The organism is Halorubrum alkaliphilum, from assembly GCF_017873815.1.
GTDB classification, from domain to species: domain Archaea; phylum Halobacteriota; class Halobacteria; order Halobacteriales; family Haloferacaceae; genus Halorubrum; species Halorubrum alkaliphilum.
The window spans coordinates 37,047-53,506 of sequence record NZ_JAGGKQ010000015.1 but is presented as its reverse complement, the minus strand read 5'-3'; the positions used below and the strand labels follow the sequence as shown (position 1 = coordinate 53,506).

The window sequence follows — 16,460 nt, the reverse complement described above, 5'->3', positions numbered from 1 at the left end:
GGGCGACCGTGACCGCCGCCGATCGGTTCGTCGAGCGCGTCGACGCGGCCGTCACCGACCGGCCGGCCGTCGTCGTCGCGCTCTTCGTCGTCGTGAGCCTCGTCGCCATCGGGGGAGTGGTCGCGGTCACGACCGCGGCCGGCGCGGACCAGTTCACGCAGGACATCCCCGCTCAAGAGGCCCTCGACGACATCGACGAGGAGTTCGAGTCGTCGATCGGCGGTGCGGCCACCTCGGCCCAGTTGATCGTCTCCGACGACAACGTGCTCTCCCGGCCCGCCTTGGTGCGGATCTTGGAGACACAACACAGACTGGAGACGCGATCGACGCTCCGCGTGGGATCGACATCGAGCCACGCGAACGCGATCGCGACCCGACTCGATCCCACGGCGGAGACCGCCGCCGAACAGCGTGACGCCGTCGAGGAGGCGACGCCGCGCGAGCTCGCGGCCGCTATCGAGGAGGCGGACGCCGCGGGCGCGGTGGGCGCACAGGTGTCCGCCGACTACAACCCGACCGCCCAGCGCGCCGGGACCGCGATCGTCGGCGTCACCTACGACCTGCCGGAATCGGCCACGAGCGTGCGCGTCGAGGAGCTACAGACGCGCAGCGTCGGCGTCGTCGACTCGGTTCCGGGTTCGGAGGCGGGCGACAACGTCATTCTCTTCGGCGACGGGATACTTCAAAACGAGATCGCCGCGCTGCTGACCGACACCGCGATCATCGTGTTCCCCGCCGCACTCCTCTTTATCCTGCTTTTCCTACTGTTCGCCTACCGGGACCCGATCGACATGACGCTCGGGCTCACCGCGCTCGGGATGTCCGTGCTGTGGACGTTCGGGTTCATGGGATACGCGGGGATCCCCTTCTCCGACTCGCTCATCACCGTGTTCCCGCTGCTTCTGGCGGTCGGGATCGATTTCGGGATCCACATCATCAACCGGTATCGCGAGGAGCGACTGGACGGGGGTGAGATCGGAGATTCGATGCGGATAACGACCGATCAGCTGCTGATCGCCTTCATCCTCGTGACGATCACGACGGTGATGAGTCTGCTCGCGAACGTCGTGAGCCCGTTCGAACCGAACCGCGACTTCGGGATCGTCGCCGCCGTCGGGATGGTGTTCACCCTGCTGGTGTTCGGGATTTACCTTCCCGCAGCGAAGGTGCTCGTGGATCGCGGGCGGACGCGACTCCCGATCCCGGAATTCGGAACCACGCCGCTCGGGTCAGGCGGATCGCGGCTCGGTAGCGTGCTCCACGTGGGCGTCGACCTCTCGCGGATCGCCCCGGTCGCGGTCGTCCTCCTCGTGCTCGTCGGCGGGGCCGCCGGTGGCGTCTACGGAACCGGCGTCGACACCGAGTTCTCCGAGGAGGCGTTCTTCCCGGACCAGGACCGACTGGACGCGTACACGCAGTTGCCGGAGCCGTTTGCGCCGACCCAGTACACGTTCCTCCAGGTGTTGACGCTGTTCGAGGAGGAGTTTGAGCAGGACTTCATCGGCTCCGTAACCCTGTACGTCGACCAGTCGGTTCGTGACGACGACAGCCTCGAGCTCATCGATCGCACCACTCGTAATCCGCCGGACACCTTCGAGACGACGGACGACCGGCGGGCCGAGTCGACAAGCATCGTGACCGTCATCGACGATCACGCGGAGGCGGACCCCGCGTTCCGGGAGACCGTCGAGCGCAACGATCGGTTGGGGACGGGCGTTCCCGACCGCAACGTCGACGAGGTGTACGACGAGATACTGGCCTCGCCCGCGGAGGGGCAGGCGCGCGGCTACCTCGCCGCGGATCGAGGGAGCGCTCGGATCGACTACACGATCCGGCCGGGCGTCGACGGCGGGGAGGCTGTCGCCGACGTACAGGCGCTCGCCGACCGAACTCCCCTCGATGCGGTGGCGACCGGCCAGCTCGTCGTGGACGAGGAGGTGATCGAACTGCTGCTCGACTCCGCCGTTCGGAGCCTGATCGCAGCGTTCGTCCTCACCGCGCTCTTCTTGACCCTCTCGTACCGGTATCTGGAGGGAAAGGCGGTGTACGGACTGATCAATCTCATCCCCGTGTTGACCACCGTCGGGCTGCTCGTGGGATCGATGCGGCTGCTCGACATTCCGCTGACGCCGATCAACGCGCCGATCCTCTCGGTGTCGATCGGGCTGGGCGTCGACTACACCGTCCACTTCGTCCACCGGTTCGTCGACGAGTACAAGGGCGGCAAGCCGATCCACGAAGCGCTGGAGGTCACGATGGGCGGTACCGCGGGCGCGCTCACCGGGAGCATGCTCACTACGGTGACCGGGCTCGGCGTGCTCTGGCTCGCCGTGATCCCGCTGATCCAGGACTTCGGCGCGTTGCTCGCGCTCGGCGTGTTCTACGCCTACCTCTGTTCGATCGTGTTGGTCCCGTCGCTGGTGGTCGTGTGGGACCGCTTCGGCTCGGTCGTCGGACTCGGGCTGGAGGCGAACCTCCGCTCCGAGGAGGAGGTTCGGACCGACGGCGGTCGCTGATCGAAACCCACGTAGCAGAACGACTAACTATGTCGCCTCCGCTTTTGACGACATGGACGGACGCGGATCGGACGACAAGGGAACGCTCGCACCGATCTATCCGAGCGAGGCCCCGTCGCTCCCGGATACCGGACGACGATGGGTCGCTCTCTTCCTGTTAGTAGTATTTATAAGTGGATTCGTCGTCTCGTCCGCGCTGTGGATCGTCGGTCTGTTTTAGGCCGCCGAGGCGGTTCGGATCTCACTTCGAGTGCGCTCGTCGGAACGGTCCCGGCGGGAGGCGGAGCTCGTCGAGCTCGGGGACGTGTTTCACGTTGAACACGATCTTCAACTCGTCGGAGACGGGATAGCCGTTACACGAGAGCCGGAACCCCTGCTCCGTGTGGTCCTCGGAGAGGATGGTGTTGACGGGCTGGGAGAGCTCGCCCTCGGCGAGGTAGACCGCGCAGTTCGCGCACGCGCCACCGCGACACGAGAACGGCCACGTGAACCCCCGGCTCTCTGCCGCCTCAAGCAGGCTCTCGTCGGGATCGACCAGCAGGCGACCGTAGTCGGTCGCCCTCAGATCCGCGTCCGACGCCTTCACAAACAGGTCGTCGTCGTCGAGCGCCCAGCCGCGGTCGACGAGGACCTCGTAGTCGAGGAACTCGACGCGAGCCGGCCCGACGGCCGTCGCATCGTCGTCGGTCAGATCGACGTCCCCCACGTCGGCCCGGTCGCCGTTCGACCCGTCGGCCGGTCGCTCCTCCGTGAGTGTCCGATAAGCGCGCCTGACCAGCTGGAACTCTTCGAGGCTGCCGCCTTGGTCCGGATGCGCTCGTTTCACTCGCTCGCGGTAGGCCCGTTCGATCGCGTCCTCGTCGGCGTCGTCGTCGATATTCAACACGTCGAACGGCGACACCATTTGGCTGTCCGATCCTTGCCGTGGGACACACATAAACGTCCCACAACGCACCGCGGCTGCCGGTGTCCTCGCGGCGAGATCACTGGTATATCCGCATTGACGCCGGCGTCGCTCGCCGATGTGATGGTTTAAGAACCGGCGACCCGATAAACCGGTAATGGGAAACGCGGATCTTCGTGACCTCGCGTCGATACGGGAGGTGGCTTTCGAGGAGCTGGACGGAAGCGTCGTGGCCATCGACGCGCACAACTGGCTGTACCGCTATCTGACGACGACGGTCAAGTGGACGAACGACGGAGCGTATACCACCGCGGACGGCACCGAGGTCGCGAACCTGATCGGGATCGTTCAGGGGCTCCCGAAGTTCTTCGAGCACGACCTGATCCCGGTGATGGTGTTCGACGGCGACGTCACCGACCTCAAGGCCGATGAGGTGGCGGAGCGACGGGAGAAACGCGAGGCCGCGGAAGAGCGGCAGGCCGCGGCCGAGGAGCGCGGCGACGCCGTCGAGGCCGCCCGCCTCTCCGCACAAACGCAGCGGCTCACGGACACCATCCAGGAGACGACTCGGGAGCTGTTCGCGTTGCTCGACGTTCCCGTGGTCGAGGCACCCGCGGAGGGGGAGGCACAGTGCGCGCACATGGCCGCGACCGGGACCGTCGACCACGCGGGCAGCGAGGACTACGACACGCTGTTGTTCGGCGCGCCGACGACGCTCCGTCAGCTGACGAGCAAGGGCGACCCGGAGCTGATGGACCTGGAGGCGACGCTCGCGGATCTGGAGCTCGACCGCGAGGGACTGATCGACGTAGCGATGCTGTGTGGCACCGATTTCAACGAGGGCGTCCACGGCGTCGGCCCGAAGACCGCGGTCTCGGCGGTGAAAGAACACGGCGACCTCTGGGGCGTGCTCGACGCACGCGACGCGGAGATTCCGAACGCGGCGGCGGTCCGGCAGTTCTTCCTCGATCCGCCCACCTCGGACGAATCGTTCGACACGGCGATCGAACCGGACGTCGAGGCCGCGCGCGCCTACGTCGTGGACGAGTGGGGCGTCGACCCCGAGGAGGTCGACCGCGGGTTCGAGCGCATCCGCGAGTCGCAGGTTCAGGCGGGCCTCGACCGCTGGACATAGGCGAACCGACGGTCCGCTCGCCCGCGTTGTCGTCGCGGTAGGTTTACGGTGATTCCGCATGAGTAATCGAGCATGAGAGTACTGGTTGCCGGCGGGACGGGATTCATCGGATCGTACCTGTGTCGGGCGCTCGCGGACGGAGGCCACGAGGTGACCGCGCTGTCGCGGTCGCCGTCGGAGACGCCCGAGGGCGTCGACTCCGCCGTCGGCGATGTCACGGCGTACGACTCGATCGCGCCGGCCGTCGACGGCCACGATGCCGTGGTAAACCTCGTCGCGCTCTCGCCGCTGTTTGAGCCGAAGGGCGGGAACGTCATGCACGACCGCATCCACCGGGCGGGGACCGAGAACCTCGTCCGGGCGGCCGAGGAGGCCGGTGCCGACCGGTTCCTCCAGATGAGCGCGCTCGGAGCTGATCCTGACGGCGACACGGCGTACATTCGCTCGAAGGGCCAAGCCGAGGAGATCGTCGCGGGAAGCGACCTCGACTGGACGACATTCCGTCCCTCCGTCGTCTTCGGTGAGGGCGGCGAGTTCGTCTCGTTCACCAAGCGACTGAAGGGGATGTTCGCCCCGCTCGTCCCGCTGTACCCGCTTCCGGGCGGCGGAACAACGCGGTTCCAGCCGATCCACGTCGAGGATCTCGTCCCGATGCTCGTCGCCGCCTTGGAGGACGATGAGCACGTCGGCGAGACCTACGAGATCGGCGGTCCGGAGGTGCTGACGCTCCGCGAGGTGACGAACCTCGTGTACGAGGCGGAGCGGAAGGGCGTGACGATCGTTCCCCTGCCGATGCCGCTCGCGAGGCTCGGACTCACGGTTCTCGGGGCCGTCCCCGGCTTCCCGATGGGGCCCGATCAGTACCGCTCGCTGAAGTTCGACAACACCACCGCCGACAGCGATATTGGCGCGTTCGGCGTCGACGCTTCGGGGATGACGACGCTCGGGGAGCACCTCGGCCTCGAATGACGACGGCGCACGATCCCTCGGCGTCCTACCGGGCCACCGAGTCGCCGGGCGAGGTCACCGAGTCGCCGGGCGAGGTCACCGAGTCGCGCGGGATCGTCGGCGAACCGCCGAGCGATCGTCCTCGAATCGCCGGACTGAAGCGAGGTAGAGTGCGAAACTGTGGGGGCGTGGATCTCAACTCTGGTAACGTCACCAGAAGCCTTATATCCGAGATACCACTCTCATAATTTCAAAGGCCGAGGGAGTTCACGATGAAACTGGCAATGATCGGATTCGGACAGGCGGGTGGGAAAGTCGTCGACAAGTTCTTGGAGTACGACAAACGGACGGGCTCCGAGATCGTGCGAGCGGCCGCGGCCGTGAACACGGCCAAGGCGGACCTGATGGGACTCGAGCACATCGCCGAGGACCAGCGGGTGCTCATCGGACAGTCCCGAGTCAAGGGACACGGGGTCGGCGCGGACAACGAACTCGGCGCGGAGATCGCCGAGGAGGACATCGACGAGGTACAGGGGGCGATCGACTCGATCCCCGTCCACGAGGTGGACGCGTTCCTCGTTGTCGCCGGGCTCGGCGGTGGAACCGGCTCCGGCGGCGCGCCGGTGCTGGCGAAACACCTCAAGCGGATCTACACCGAGCCCGTCTACGGGCTGGGCGTCCTGCCGGGCAGCGACGAGGGCGGCATCTACACCCTCAACGCGGCCCGGTCGTTCCAGACGTTCGTCCGCGAGGTGGACAACCTGATGGTGTTCGACAACGACGCCTGGCGGAAGACGGGCGAGTCCGTTCAGGGCGGCTACGAGGAGATCAACGAGGAGATCGTTCGACGGTTCGGGATCCTCTTCGGCGCGGGCGAGATCCAGCAGGGACAGGAGGTTGCGGAGAGCGTCGTCGACTCCTCGGAGATTATCAACACGCTCTCCGGCGGTGGCGTCTCCACCGTCGGCTATGCGGAAGAAGAGGTCGAGGAACGTACGTCGGGCGGACTGCTCTCGCGGCTCCGGAACGACGACGACGGCGACGAACTCGACAGCGCGCACACGACCAACCGGATCACGAGTCTCGTGCGCAAGGCGGCACTCGGTCGCCTGACGCTCCCGTGTGAGATCGAGGGCGCGGAGCGCGCGCTGCTCGTACTCGCCGGACCGCCGGAGTACCTCAACCGGAAGGGTATCGAGCGCGGCCGCAAGTGGCTCGAAGAGCAGACCGGCTCGATGGAGGTTCGGGGCGGCGACTACCCGTACCGCGGTGCCGGCTTCGTCGCGACCGTTATCCTGCTCGCGGGCGTCACGAACGTCCCGCGGATCAAGGAGCTCCAGCAGGTCGCCATCGAGGCACAGGACAACCTCGACGAGATCCGCGACGAGAGCGAGGAGAACCTCGACGACCTCGTCAGCGACGACGGCGACGAGCTCGAATCCCTCTTCTAACGGGTCGAATGGAGGTTCTGGTCCCCTTCTCCGCTGACCGTCCGAAATCACGGCTTGCAGAGTTCTTTTCGCCGGACGAGCGTGAGTCGCTCGCCCGGTCGATGCTTGATGACGTGCTCCGTGCGGTAACCGGTGCCGGCGGCGACCCACGGCTACTCAGCACCGAGCAGCTGGACCCGCCGGTTGATCACCCGGTTACGGTCGACTCGCGGCCACTCACTGCGGCGGTAAACGCGGTTCTTGCGGAGCGCGAGCCCACCGAGAGCGATCCGCTCGCGGTCGTGATGGCCGACCTTGCGCTGGCGACGCCTCCGGTACTCGGTCGGCTGTTCGATGCCGATGGCGACGTGGTGATAGTCCCCGGTCGGGGTGGCGGAACCAACGCGCTCGTCGTCCGCACTCCCTCGTTCCGCGTCGATTACCATGGGTTGTCCTACCTCGATCACCGCGAGTCGGCCGCGGCGGTTGACGCCGCGGTCACCGTTTTCGACTCTCACCGACTTGCGACCGACATCGACGAGCGGGCGGACCTCGTCGAACTACTGATACACGGCGACGGGGCGGCCACGGACTGGCTTCGAGAGGCCGGCGTCACGCTCGATATCGACGAGGGACGTGTCGGCGTGGGCCGTAGCGACAACTGAGAGGCCGACCCGGATCCGGGACCACATCGCTTTTGAGACCGCATCGCGGAGAGGCTCTCGTGTTCACGGCGGCCGACGAGTACGGGATCCGGATCGACATCGACGACCGTGAGGTGGAGCGACTGCTTTCCGTGACGCCCGCGGACGCAGAGACGCCGGATCGGCTGTCGTTCGCAAGGAACGTGTTTATCCCGTTGACGACCGCCTGTCGATACACCTGTACCTACTGTACGTACTACGATGTCCCCGGGGAGGCGTCGCTACTGTCGCCCGAAGAGGTCCGTCAGCGATGTCGCGTGGGTGCCGACGCGGGATGTACAGAGGCGCTTTTTACCTTCGGTGACGAGCCGGACGATCGCTACACAGCGATCCACGAAACCCTCGACGAGTGGGGGTTCGACTCGATCCATGACTACCTCTATCGTGCCTGTGAGATCGCGTTGGAGGAGGGGCTGCTCCCGCACTCGAATCCCGGCGACCTCACCGAATCCCGGTTCGCCGATCTCCGTGAGGTGAACGCCTCGATGGGCGTCATGCTGGAGACGACCGCCGATGTCGACGCCCACAGTGGGGGCCGGCGCAAGACTCCCGGACAGCGACTCAACACGATCCGCGCCGCGGGTCGACAGGGCGTCCCGTTCACGACCGGGATCCTCGTCGGTATCGGCGAGGGGTGGCGGGATCGAGCCGAGAGCCTGCTCGCGATCCGCGACCTCCACGAGCGTCACGGCCACGTCCAAGAGGTGATCGTCCAGAACGTCGTCCCGAACAAGCGCTCGGACTTCCCGAAGCCGGATCTCGAAACGATGCGCCGAGTCGTGGCGATGGCGCGAGTCGCGCTTCCGCCGGAGGTGTCGGTACAGGTTCCGCCGAACCTCTCGCCGGCCGCGGAGCTCGTTGACTGCGGGATCGACGACCTCGGCGGCGTCTCACCGGTCACGGACGATTACATTAACCCGGAGTACGCATGGCCCGATCTCGACGGGCTCCGTGCGGTCGCCAACGCCGGCGGGATGCCTCTCCGCGAGCGGCTCCCGACGTACGCTCGGTTCCTACCGACTGATATCCGTCCCGCCAGCGTCGACGCCGCGCCGACACCGACGAACCGCGAGGCATGGCTCCCGGACGCCGTCACGGATCGGATCCGCGAGGACGACGTTCACGGTCGTCGGCTACGGGCGGTCGCACGCGGGGACGGGCCGCTTCGACCCGACGCGCGACAAAAAACCGCCGATGGGGCTCGGAATCGACGCCGCCAGTAGTTATTTTAAATACGGTCCGAAACAGGCGGGCAATGGTACCGCTACCGCTCCAGTTCGACGTGGACGCTCTGGTCGGAACGCTCGTCGATTTCCTGCTCGCGCTTCTCCTGTTCACGGTCGGGTTCGTCGGCGTGCTACTGATCGGTAAGCTCCTCGTGCTTCCGTCGATCCAGCGCGCGCTGGGCTCGAAGGAGTTCGACGACGCCGTCAAGAGTCTCGGAACCAGCGTCACGAACGCGGTGATCTGGGTCGCCGCGGTCGCGATCGGATTCACGATCGCCGGGTACGGCGCGTTCCTCTCGGCGTTCGCGGTCTTCGGCGGTGCCATCGCGCTCGCGGTTGGCTTCGCCGCACAGGACCTCCTGGGCAACTTCGTTGCCGGAATCTTCATCCTGAAAGACAAGCCCTTCGAGGTCGGCGATTGGATCGAGTGGGACGGCAACTCGGGTCGCGTCGAGGACATCGATCTCCGCGTTTCGCGGATCCGGACCTTCGATAACGAGCGGATCACGGTCCCGAACGGTGATCTCGCGAACAACGCGGTCACGAACCCGGTCGCCTACGAGACGCTCCGGCAGAAATTTGTCTTCGGTATCGGCTACGACGACGATATCGCACGGGCGACAGACATCATCGTCGAAAGGGCCGAGGCCCACGAGGCGATCCTGGAGGATCCCGGTCCGTCGGTCCGACTCGTCGACCTCGGCGACTCGGATGTCGGACTCCAGGCGCGCTGGTGGATCGAAGACCCCGACCGCGGCGACTTCGTGAAGGTCCGTTCCGAGTACGTGACGGACGTGAAAGAGGCGTTCGACGAGGCGGGGATCGACATCCCATACGTCCACCGCCAACTCACCGGGAGCGTCGAGGTCATCGAATCGGTCGCCGACGAGTAGGCGTCTCGTCGCGATCAACCCTCGATAGCAGTTCTCTTTCGTCCGCACGAGGAACGAGAGCGCAACCGTTTTGCGATTACCACCGAACCATACCACCGATGGATCCAACGACGTGGCGAACGTACCTCGTGACGGGAGCGGCTCACTCGGCCGGTCGTGACACTCCGAGCGTCGTCGCCGACGCGCTCGACGGCGGGATCGACGCCGTCCAACTCCGGGACAAGGAGGCCACCGCTCGCCAGCGGTACCACACCGGCCAGCGACTTCGAGAACTGACGGAGGCGGCGGGCGTTCCGCTCGTCGTTAACGACCGGATCGACCTCGCGCGGGCGATCGACGCCGACGGCGTCCACCTCGGACAGTCGGACCTGCCCGCCGAGGTCGCTCGCGACCAGCTCGGACAGTCCGCGATCGTGGGCGTTTCCGCGTCCACGGTCGCCGAGGCGACGACGGCCGAGGCCGCCGGCGCGGACTACCTCGGCGTCGGAGCCGTGTTCGGAACCACGTCGAAGGACGTCCCGGACGAGGAGAACGGGATCGACACGGAGCGGGTCAAGGCGATCGCGGACGCAGTCGACATCCCCGTCATCGGGATCGGCGGGATCGACGCGACCAACGCGGGTAGCGTCGTCGAGGCGGGGGCGACCGGAGTGGCAGTCATCTCCGCGATCACGGCGGCAGACGATCCGCAGGCCGCGACCGCGGCGCTTCGGGAGGTGGTCTCCGATGTCTGAGGAGCCGGCGTCGACGGCTTCGGAAGCCCTCGGCGACGACGGCCTCGCGGACGCGCTGACGGCGATCGACGAGACGGCTCCGCTGGTTCACCACCTCACGAACGACGTGACGACGAGCGAGACGGCGAACGTCACGCTCCACTGGGGCGGGCTCCCCGTGATGGCCGACGCGCCCGCGGAGGCCGGCGACATGGCTACCGGGGCGGACGCGGTCGTGATCAACACTGGGACGGCGTCAAGCGTCGACGTGGACGCGATGATCGACGCCGGGCAACGAGCCAACGAGACCGACGTGCCGGTCGTTCTCGACCCGGTCGGCTACGGCGCGACGCCGCACCGCGTCGAGTCGGTCGGCCGGCTGCTCGACGCCGTCGCGTTCGACGTCATCAAGGGGAACGTCGGGGAAATACGCGGGCTTGCGGGCGAAGAAGCGACCGTCAAGGGCGTCGAGTCCGTCGACGACGCCGTCGACGGCTCGGGCGTCGTCGACGCCGCGCGTGCGCTCGCGGCCGAAAGCGGCGCTACCGTCGTCGCGTCCGGTTCGAGGGATGTCGTCACCGACGCGGACGGGACGGCGTACGAGCTCGCGGTCGGTCACGAGCGGATGGGCTCGTTCGTCGGGTCGGGCTGTATGCTCGCGAGCACGCTCGGGACCGTGGCAGCGCTGACTCGCGAGCCGGACGCGACGATATCGACGGCGACGGAGGCAGCGCTGGTCGCGACCGCGGCGTACGGGCTGGCAGGCGAGCAGGCAGCGGCGACGGAGCCTCCCGGGCCGGCGAGCTATCGAACGGCGTTCATGGACGCGATCGCGGCGATGGCGGCGGATCCTTCGGGTGTCGACGCCGCTCTCGGCGATCGGCTGTCGAAGCTATAGGGGCGAACAGGCGGTGCGCGTGACCGGCGGAACCGCACGAGCCGGCTTCCGGTTCCGCCGGCGGCTCCGCGCGGGACCGCACCGCACACCCGCGTTCCCCCGCGCGGCGAGGAGGTCGGACACGGGGCGTCTGGCCTCGGTATCGGGTAAAAACAGTCGGGCCGCTCGGTCCCGGCTATCGTGTCGCCTGCTTCCACTCGCGCAGGCCGAGCCGGTCGCCGTCGAGTTCCTCGGCGGGTGCTTCGGTCGCCGCCCAGACGAACAGCGGGGCGACGCTCTCGGGGTCTCGGGCACGCTCCATGCCCGTGAGGTCGGTCGCGACGAGCCCGGGGTCGACGACGCCGACGGTCGCGTCGAGGTCGGCCGCAAAGCCGCGGGCGACCGCCTCGGCAGCGGCCTTCGAGACGGCGTACGCGCCCATCCCCGCCTTCGACTCGTGAGCGACCGAACCGGACGGCACGATCAGCCGGGCGTCGTCCGCGAGGTGCGGGACGGCTTCGGCGAGCGTCGCGAAGACGCCCCGGGCGTTCGTCCGCATCGTGTCGTCATAGTCGGCGTAGCTCGTCTCATCGGTCGGATTCTCGCCGGGTGCGCCGTGAAGGACTGCCGCGTTAGCGAGGACGACATCGATGGGGCCGGCCTCGCGGGCGACACGCTCGAAGAACCGCTCGAGGTCGAACTCGTCACGCACGTCGACGCGGGCACCCCATGCGGTGCCGGACGCGGAATCCGGACCTCCCGTGGTGGCCTCGTCATCACCGGGCTCGTTCAGCTTCTCGACGGTTCGATCGACCGCGTCTCCGTCGCGGCCGGAGACGGCCACGAACGCGCCCGCCTCGACGAACGCCGCGGCGGCCGCCCGCCCGATCCCGCTCGTTGCTCCGGTGATCGCGACCGTGAGATCCATGTGTCACGAAGTACGGCCGTGGTCGACTTAGTCGTACCCACTTGAGGCGTCTGTGTGGTATTTATACCGTTCCCGCCCTACGATCGGATATGGACGCGGCCCCGGACATCGACTCCGTAGCTGGCGAATCCATCGTCGTTATTGGCGGCGGGTTCGGTGGTCTCTCGACAGCCTGTTACCTCGCCGACGCCGGCGCGGACGTCACGCTTCTCGAGAAGAACGAACAGCTCGGCGGACGCGCGAGCCGCCTCGAAGCGGACGGGTTCCGATTCGACATGGGCCCCTCGTGGTACCTCATGCCCGACGTGTTCGAGCGCTTCTTCGGCCACTTCGATCGCTCGCCCGAGGAGTACTACACGCTCTCGCATCTCGACCCCCACTACCGGGTGTTCTGGAAGGACGGCGATCAGGTCGACGTGCTCCCCGATATGGAGCACAATCGCGACCTCTTCGAGTCATACGAGCCCGGTGCGGGCGACACGCTCGACGAGTATCTGGCGGAGTCGAAGCGGACCTACGAGATCGGCATGGAACACTTCGTGTACGAGGACCGCCCGAACCTGCGTGACTACGTCGACACGGACGTGCTCCGCTACTCGTGGGGACTCTCGCTTCTGGGCAAGATGCAGGGCCACGTGGAGGGCTACTTCGACCATCCGAAGCTCCAACAGCTGATGCAGTACACCCTCGTCTTCCTCGGCGGGTCGCCCACGAACACGCCCGCGCTGTACAACCTGATGAGTCACGTCGACTTCAACATGGGCGTCTACTACCCGGACGGCGGGATCGGTGCGGTCGTCGACGGCATCGTCGAACTCGGCGACGAGCTGGGCGTAGAGTACGTCACCGACGCCGAGGTGACGGCTATCGAGGGGCGGTACGGTGCGTTCGCGGTCGACACGGCCGGGAACGGGGACGGCTCAGACGGGGACCGCTACCTCGCCGACATCGTCGTCTCCAACGCCGACTACGCCCACACCGAGCAGGAACTGCTGCCGGAGAAGAAACGTCAGTACACAGAGGAGTATTGGGAGTCACGAACCTTTGCTCCCTCGGCGTTCCTGCTGTACCTCGGCGTCGAGGGCGACGTGCCGAACCTCGAACATCACACGTTGGTGTTGCCGACCGAGTGGAACCAACACTTCGATCAGATATTCGAGGAGCCCGCGTGGCCAGACGACCCGGCGTACTACCTCTGTGTGCCCTCGAAGACGGACGACACGGTCGCCCCGGAGGGCCACAGCAACCTGTTCGCGCTGGTTCCCATCGCGCCCGGGTTGGAGGACACGCCTGAGCTGCGCGAGGAGTATCGCGAGGTCGTCCTCGACGACATCGCCGAGAACACGGGCGAAGAGCTCCACGACCGGATCGTCTTTGAGGAGACGTTCTGCGTCGCGGACTTCGCCGACCGCTACAACAGCTACGACGGGAGCGCGCTCGGGTTGGCCCACACCCTCCGTCAGACGTCGCTGTTCCGCCCGCCACATCAGTCGGAGACGGTGGACGGACTCTACTTCACCGGGTCGACGACGACGCCCGGTATCGGTGTCCCGATGTGTCTGATAAGCGGCGGCATCACGGCCGAACGAGTTGCGGACACGATCTGAACGCGTGAAAACGACGGATCCGAACGGAACGGATGCGAGCCCCTCGAAGGCCGGTGACGGCGTACTCGGTCACCTCCGTTACCTGCTCGTGTTATCCCGGCCGCGGTTCTGGCTGTACCTCGCCGGCCCCGTCGCGGTCGGCGTCACCTACGGTATCGGTGACGTGAGCGAGCTGTTCACGCCCGTAACGGTCGCGCTCGCCGCGTACTTCCTCGTGCCGGCCAACGTCTTTCTCTACGGCGTCAACGACGTGTTCGACGCCGACATCGACGAACTCAATCCGAAGAAGACGGATCGGGAGGCGCGCTGGCAGGGGGACCGGCTCGTCGTCGCGGCCGTGCTCCTCTCGGCGCTGCTCGGGCTCGGGACGTTTTTCATTACGCCGACCGTCGCGTGGCCGTATCTCGCGGGGTTCCTGCTGTTGGCCGTCGGCTACAGCGCGCCGCCAGTCCGGTTCAAAACGACCCCGTTCCTCGACTCGCTCTCGAACGGGCTATACGTCCTTCCGGGCGCGGCGGCGTACGCGACCGTCGCGGGCGCGCACCCGCCACTCGCCGCGCTCGTCGGCGCGTGGCTCTGGACGATGGGAATGCACACGTTCTCCGCGATTCCGGACATCGAGCCGGACCGTGAGGCGGGTATCCGGACGACGGCGACGGTGCTCGGCGAGTTCCGGACGTACGGCTACTGTGTTGCGGTCTGGACCGCGGCGGCGATCGCTTTTGCCGCTGTCGACGTCCGACTCGGGGCGCTGCTCGGCGTCTACCCCGTGTTCGTGGCATGGGTCGCCGGGTCCGGTGTCGACGTCGCTCGCGCGTACTGGTGGTTCCCTGCGGTCAACACTGTCGTCGGGACGCTGCTCGCGATGGGCGGGCTCTGGCGGGTCTACCCGCTGTGGGAGGTGGTCGGATGAGCCGCGACGACTCGCCGACGGCGGCCTCGACGAGTGCGGCCGGATCGATTCGAAGCCGGATACCGGACACTCGCGAGGGGGTTGAGGCCGCCCTCGACCGGATCGTCCGTGAGAATCGGTTCACGATTGCCGTGCTCTTCCCCGCTATCGGCGCGATCACGCTCGTCGGGAGTGCGGAGGGGTGGATGCCCGACCCGCTCGCGTTCAACCCGTGGTTCGTGCTGTTCGGCGTCGCGGTGATGCGGTCTCCGCTCGTGGTCGGTGTGCTTCCGACGCTCGACCGGCGGGCGGTCGGCTGGATCGGCGTGTTGATCGCGTACACGTACTTCATCGAGCATCTCGGCGTTAGAACCGGCTGGCCCTACGGCACGTTCGAGTACACCATCAGTCTCGGCCCGATGCTCGGCGGGGTCCCGCTCGCGCTACCGATCTTCTTCATCCCGCTTGTGATGAACGCCTACCTGCTGTGTCTGTTGTTGTTGGGCGGACGGGCGTCGAGCGGGTGGGTTCGGCTGTTTGCCGTCATCCCGACCGTGGTGGCGATGGACGTGGTGTTGGATCCCGGCGCGGTCGCGGTCGGCTTCTGGGACTTCGGCGGCGGGGCCTTTTACGGAGTTCCGCTCTCGAACTACGCCGGCTGGGTGTTGTCGGCGACGGTCGCGGTGATCACGCTCGACCGCGCGTTCGACATGGCTGCGATCCGCGACCGGCTAACGAACTGTGAGTTCATGCTCGACGATATGGTGAGCTTCGTGATCCTCTGGGGTGGGATCAACCTCTTTTACGGTAACTACGTCCCGGCAGCGCTCGCGGCCGCGTTCGGGATCGGACTGGTCCGCACCGACCGATTCGACTCACAGCTGTTGCGGCCGTGGGGATAGCGGGAGCAGATCGGTTTATAAAGCCCGTCACAGTTGACGGCAGCGACGTTCGACGCTCCAAACCGGAAACGGGTCGGCGGAATCGTTTTTTCGACTGTCGATCCCTGCCGCCGACTCGAAATCCCTTATATACCTCCCGCTCCTGTCTTCTGTATGGAACGGATGTCGAGCGGAGGAGACCGACTACGTGGAGTCGATGAGTAGTCTGGCGATCGAGTACGGAACCCACGAGCGGGTTCGGGAGATAGTCGACCGGCTTCGGTTTTGTGCGGAACACGTCAGCGTCGATTTCGACGGCTGGGATGAGCCTCACGTAAAAGGGCCGGGACTGTACTTCGCAGTCGTCGCCGACCGCGACTACGGCTCATACGCGGACCCGATGGGGGACAACCAGTGGCCTCGGGACCGATGTGCGTCCGTTTTTGAGGAGGATGCGTTCGTCGAGGCCGCGGAACGCGTGAGCGTTCGAGCGGACGGCGGCATCGTCGTCGCCGTCGACGGCGAGTTGGAGGGCCAGATGGTTCGGTTCCGCGATCTGGGAACGAGAAGCGACGAGACCGAGCTCGTCGACGACGTCGCCTACGAGCCGTGGATGGGGTCGCGGCACATGAGCGCAATCGAGACCTCTGTCCGACCCGAGGTGATCGCGACGATTACCCTCAGCGAGGAGACCGGTCGTGTAAGCGTCTTCCGCGACGGCGAGGCAGACTCTACACCCCGCGGAGAGATCGGCGGCCCCTGGCGCGGCGACTGATCGGCGGCCTCTGGCGTGGCGACTGATCGGC

16 protein-coding genes are annotated in these 16,460 nt (G+C 66.7%); 14 read left to right on the top strand and 2 right to left on the bottom strand.

Annotated features, from left to right (window positions below):
- Positions 1 to 8: 8 nt before the first annotated feature.
- Both J2751_RS10295 and J2751_RS10290 read left to right on the top strand, forming a co-directional pair.
- Positions 9 to 2,516: an efflux RND transporter permease subunit gene (locus J2751_RS10295; RefSeq protein ID WP_209485793.1), complete on the top strand. Its 2,508-nt coding sequence runs from the start codon at positions 9 to 11 to the stop codon at positions 2,514 to 2,516.
- Positions 2,517 to 2,568: 52 nt separating this feature from the next.
- Positions 2,569 to 2,736, top strand: a complete 168-nt coding sequence (locus J2751_RS10290) for a hypothetical protein (RefSeq protein WP_209485792.1) — start codon at positions 2,569 to 2,571, stop codon at positions 2,734 to 2,736.
- 21 nt (positions 2,737 to 2,757) lie between these two features.
- On the opposite strand, the gene fer is transcribed toward J2751_RS10290, so the two are convergent.
- Positions 2,758 to 3,420, bottom strand: coding sequence for a ferredoxin Fer (gene fer, locus J2751_RS10285; RefSeq protein WP_209485791.1), 663 nt, complete (start codon positions 3,418 to 3,420; stop codon positions 2,758 to 2,760).
- Positions 3,421 to 3,577: 157 nt separating this feature from the next.
- On the opposite strand from fer, the gene fen reads away from it, so the two are divergent.
- The 8 genes from fen to thiM all read left to right on the top strand — a co-directional run bounded on the left by fen (position 3,578) and on the right by thiM (position 11,367).
- Positions 3,578 to 4,555, top strand: coding sequence for a flap endonuclease-1 (fen, locus tag J2751_RS10280; protein ID WP_209485790.1), 978 nt, complete (start codon positions 3,578 to 3,580; stop codon positions 4,553 to 4,555).
- Positions 4,556 to 4,627: 72 nt separating this feature from the next.
- Positions 4,628 to 5,524 (top strand): complex I NDUFA9 subunit family protein, encoded by an 897-nt coding sequence (locus tag J2751_RS10275; protein WP_209485789.1) that lies wholly within the window; start codon positions 4,628 to 4,630, stop codon positions 5,522 to 5,524.
- A gap of 251 nt (positions 5,525 to 5,775) precedes the next feature.
- Entirely contained in the window at positions 5,776 to 6,954 is a 1,179-nt protein-coding gene (locus tag J2751_RS10270; protein WP_209485788.1) for a tubulin/FtsZ family protein, read from the top strand.
- 8 nt (positions 6,955 to 6,962) lie between these two features.
- Positions 6,963 to 7,598 (top strand): 2-phospho-L-lactate guanylyltransferase, encoded by a 636-nt coding sequence (gene cofC, locus J2751_RS10265; protein WP_209485787.1) that lies wholly within the window; start codon positions 6,963 to 6,965, stop codon positions 7,596 to 7,598.
- A 59-nt stretch (positions 7,599 to 7,657) separates the two neighbouring features.
- Positions 7,658 to 8,860, top strand: coding sequence for a 7,8-didemethyl-8-hydroxy-5-deazariboflavin synthase subunit CofG (cofG, locus tag J2751_RS10260; RefSeq protein WP_209485786.1), 1,203 nt, complete (start codon positions 7,658 to 7,660; stop codon positions 8,858 to 8,860).
- A 32-nt stretch (positions 8,861 to 8,892) separates the two neighbouring features.
- Entirely contained in the window at positions 8,893 to 9,756 is an 864-nt protein-coding gene (locus J2751_RS10255; protein WP_209485783.1) for a mechanosensitive ion channel family protein, read from the top strand.
- A gap of 98 nt (positions 9,757 to 9,854) precedes the next feature.
- Positions 9,855 to 10,490, top strand: coding sequence for a thiamine phosphate synthase (thiE, locus tag J2751_RS10250; protein WP_209485781.1), 636 nt, complete (start codon positions 9,855 to 9,857; stop codon positions 10,488 to 10,490).
- Positions 10,483 to 11,367: a hydroxyethylthiazole kinase gene (thiM, locus tag J2751_RS10245; protein ID WP_209485779.1), complete on the top strand. Its 885-nt coding sequence runs from the start codon at positions 10,483 to 10,485 to the stop codon at positions 11,365 to 11,367. The genes thiE and thiM overlap by 8 nt, the downstream gene beginning before the upstream one ends.
- Before the next feature lie 175 nt (positions 11,368 to 11,542).
- Here thiM and J2751_RS10240 read toward each other — a convergent pair whose 3' ends face one another.
- Positions 11,543 to 12,274 (bottom strand): SDR family oxidoreductase, encoded by a 732-nt coding sequence (locus tag J2751_RS10240; RefSeq protein ID WP_209485777.1) that lies wholly within the window; start codon positions 12,272 to 12,274, stop codon positions 11,543 to 11,545.
- An 89-nt stretch (positions 12,275 to 12,363) separates the two neighbouring features.
- On the opposite strand from J2751_RS10240, the gene J2751_RS10235 reads away from it, so the two are divergent.
- The 4 genes from J2751_RS10235 to J2751_RS10220 all read left to right on the top strand — a co-directional run bounded on the left by J2751_RS10235 (position 12,364) and on the right by J2751_RS10220 (position 16,429).
- A complete protein-coding gene (locus J2751_RS10235) occupies positions 12,364 to 13,881 on the top strand; it encodes a phytoene desaturase family protein (RefSeq protein WP_209485775.1) in 1,518 nt (505 codons plus the stop codon).
- 82 nt (positions 13,882 to 13,963) lie between these two features.
- Complete coding sequence (locus J2751_RS10230; protein ID WP_245202724.1) at positions 13,964 to 14,794, top strand: prenyltransferase; 831 nt, start codon at positions 13,964 to 13,966, stop codon at positions 14,792 to 14,794.
- Positions 14,791 to 15,675 (top strand): bisanhydrobacterioruberin hydratase, encoded by an 885-nt coding sequence (gene cruF / locus J2751_RS10225; protein WP_209485771.1) that lies wholly within the window; start codon positions 14,791 to 14,793, stop codon positions 15,673 to 15,675. The genes J2751_RS10230 and cruF overlap by 4 nt, the downstream gene beginning before the upstream one ends.
- Before the next feature lie 196 nt (positions 15,676 to 15,871).
- Complete coding sequence (locus tag J2751_RS10220) at positions 15,872 to 16,429, top strand: diadenylate cyclase (protein WP_209485769.1); 558 nt, start codon at positions 15,872 to 15,874, stop codon at positions 16,427 to 16,429.
- The last annotated feature ends 31 nt before the right edge of the window (positions 16,430 to 16,460 follow it).

Excerpts from the sequence above, each read along its gene's own strand:
- J2751_RS10255 (WP_209485783.1), top strand. The coding sequence starts at position 8,893 with ATGGTACCGCTACCGCTCCAGTTCGACGTGGACGCTCTGGTCGGAACG.
- J2751_RS10275 (WP_209485789.1), top strand. The coding sequence starts at position 4,628 with ATGAGAGTACTGGTTGCCGGCGGGACGGGATTCATCGGATCGTACCTG.
- thiE (WP_209485781.1), top strand. The coding sequence starts at position 9,855 with ATGGATCCAACGACGTGGCGAACGTACCTCGTGACGGGAGCGGCTCAC.
- J2751_RS10290 (WP_209485792.1), top strand. The coding sequence starts at position 2,569 with ATGGACGGACGCGGATCGGACGACAAGGGAACGCTCGCACCGATCTAT.
- J2751_RS10240 (WP_209485777.1), bottom strand. The coding sequence starts at position 12,274 with ATGGATCTCACGGTCGCGATCACCGGAGCAACGAGCGGGATCGGGCGG.
- cofC (WP_209485787.1), top strand. The coding sequence starts at position 6,963 with ATGGAGGTTCTGGTCCCCTTCTCCGCTGACCGTCCGAAATCACGGCTT.
- fer (WP_209485791.1), bottom strand. The coding sequence starts at position 3,420 with ATGGTGTCGCCGTTCGACGTGTTGAATATCGACGACGACGCCGACGAG.
- cruF (WP_209485771.1), top strand. The coding sequence starts at position 14,791 with ATGAGCCGCGACGACTCGCCGACGGCGGCCTCGACGAGTGCGGCCGGA.
- J2751_RS10220 (WP_209485769.1), top strand. The coding sequence starts at position 15,872 with ATGAGTAGTCTGGCGATCGAGTACGGAACCCACGAGCGGGTTCGGGAG.
- fen (WP_209485790.1), top strand. The coding sequence starts at position 3,578 with ATGGGAAACGCGGATCTTCGTGACCTCGCGTCGATACGGGAGGTGGCT.
- J2751_RS10235 (WP_209485775.1), top strand. The coding sequence starts at position 12,364 with ATGGACGCGGCCCCGGACATCGACTCCGTAGCTGGCGAATCCATCGTC.
- thiM (WP_209485779.1), top strand. The coding sequence starts at position 10,483 with ATGTCTGAGGAGCCGGCGTCGACGGCTTCGGAAGCCCTCGGCGACGAC.
- J2751_RS10270 (WP_209485788.1), top strand. The coding sequence starts at position 5,776 with ATGAAACTGGCAATGATCGGATTCGGACAGGCGGGTGGGAAAGTCGTC.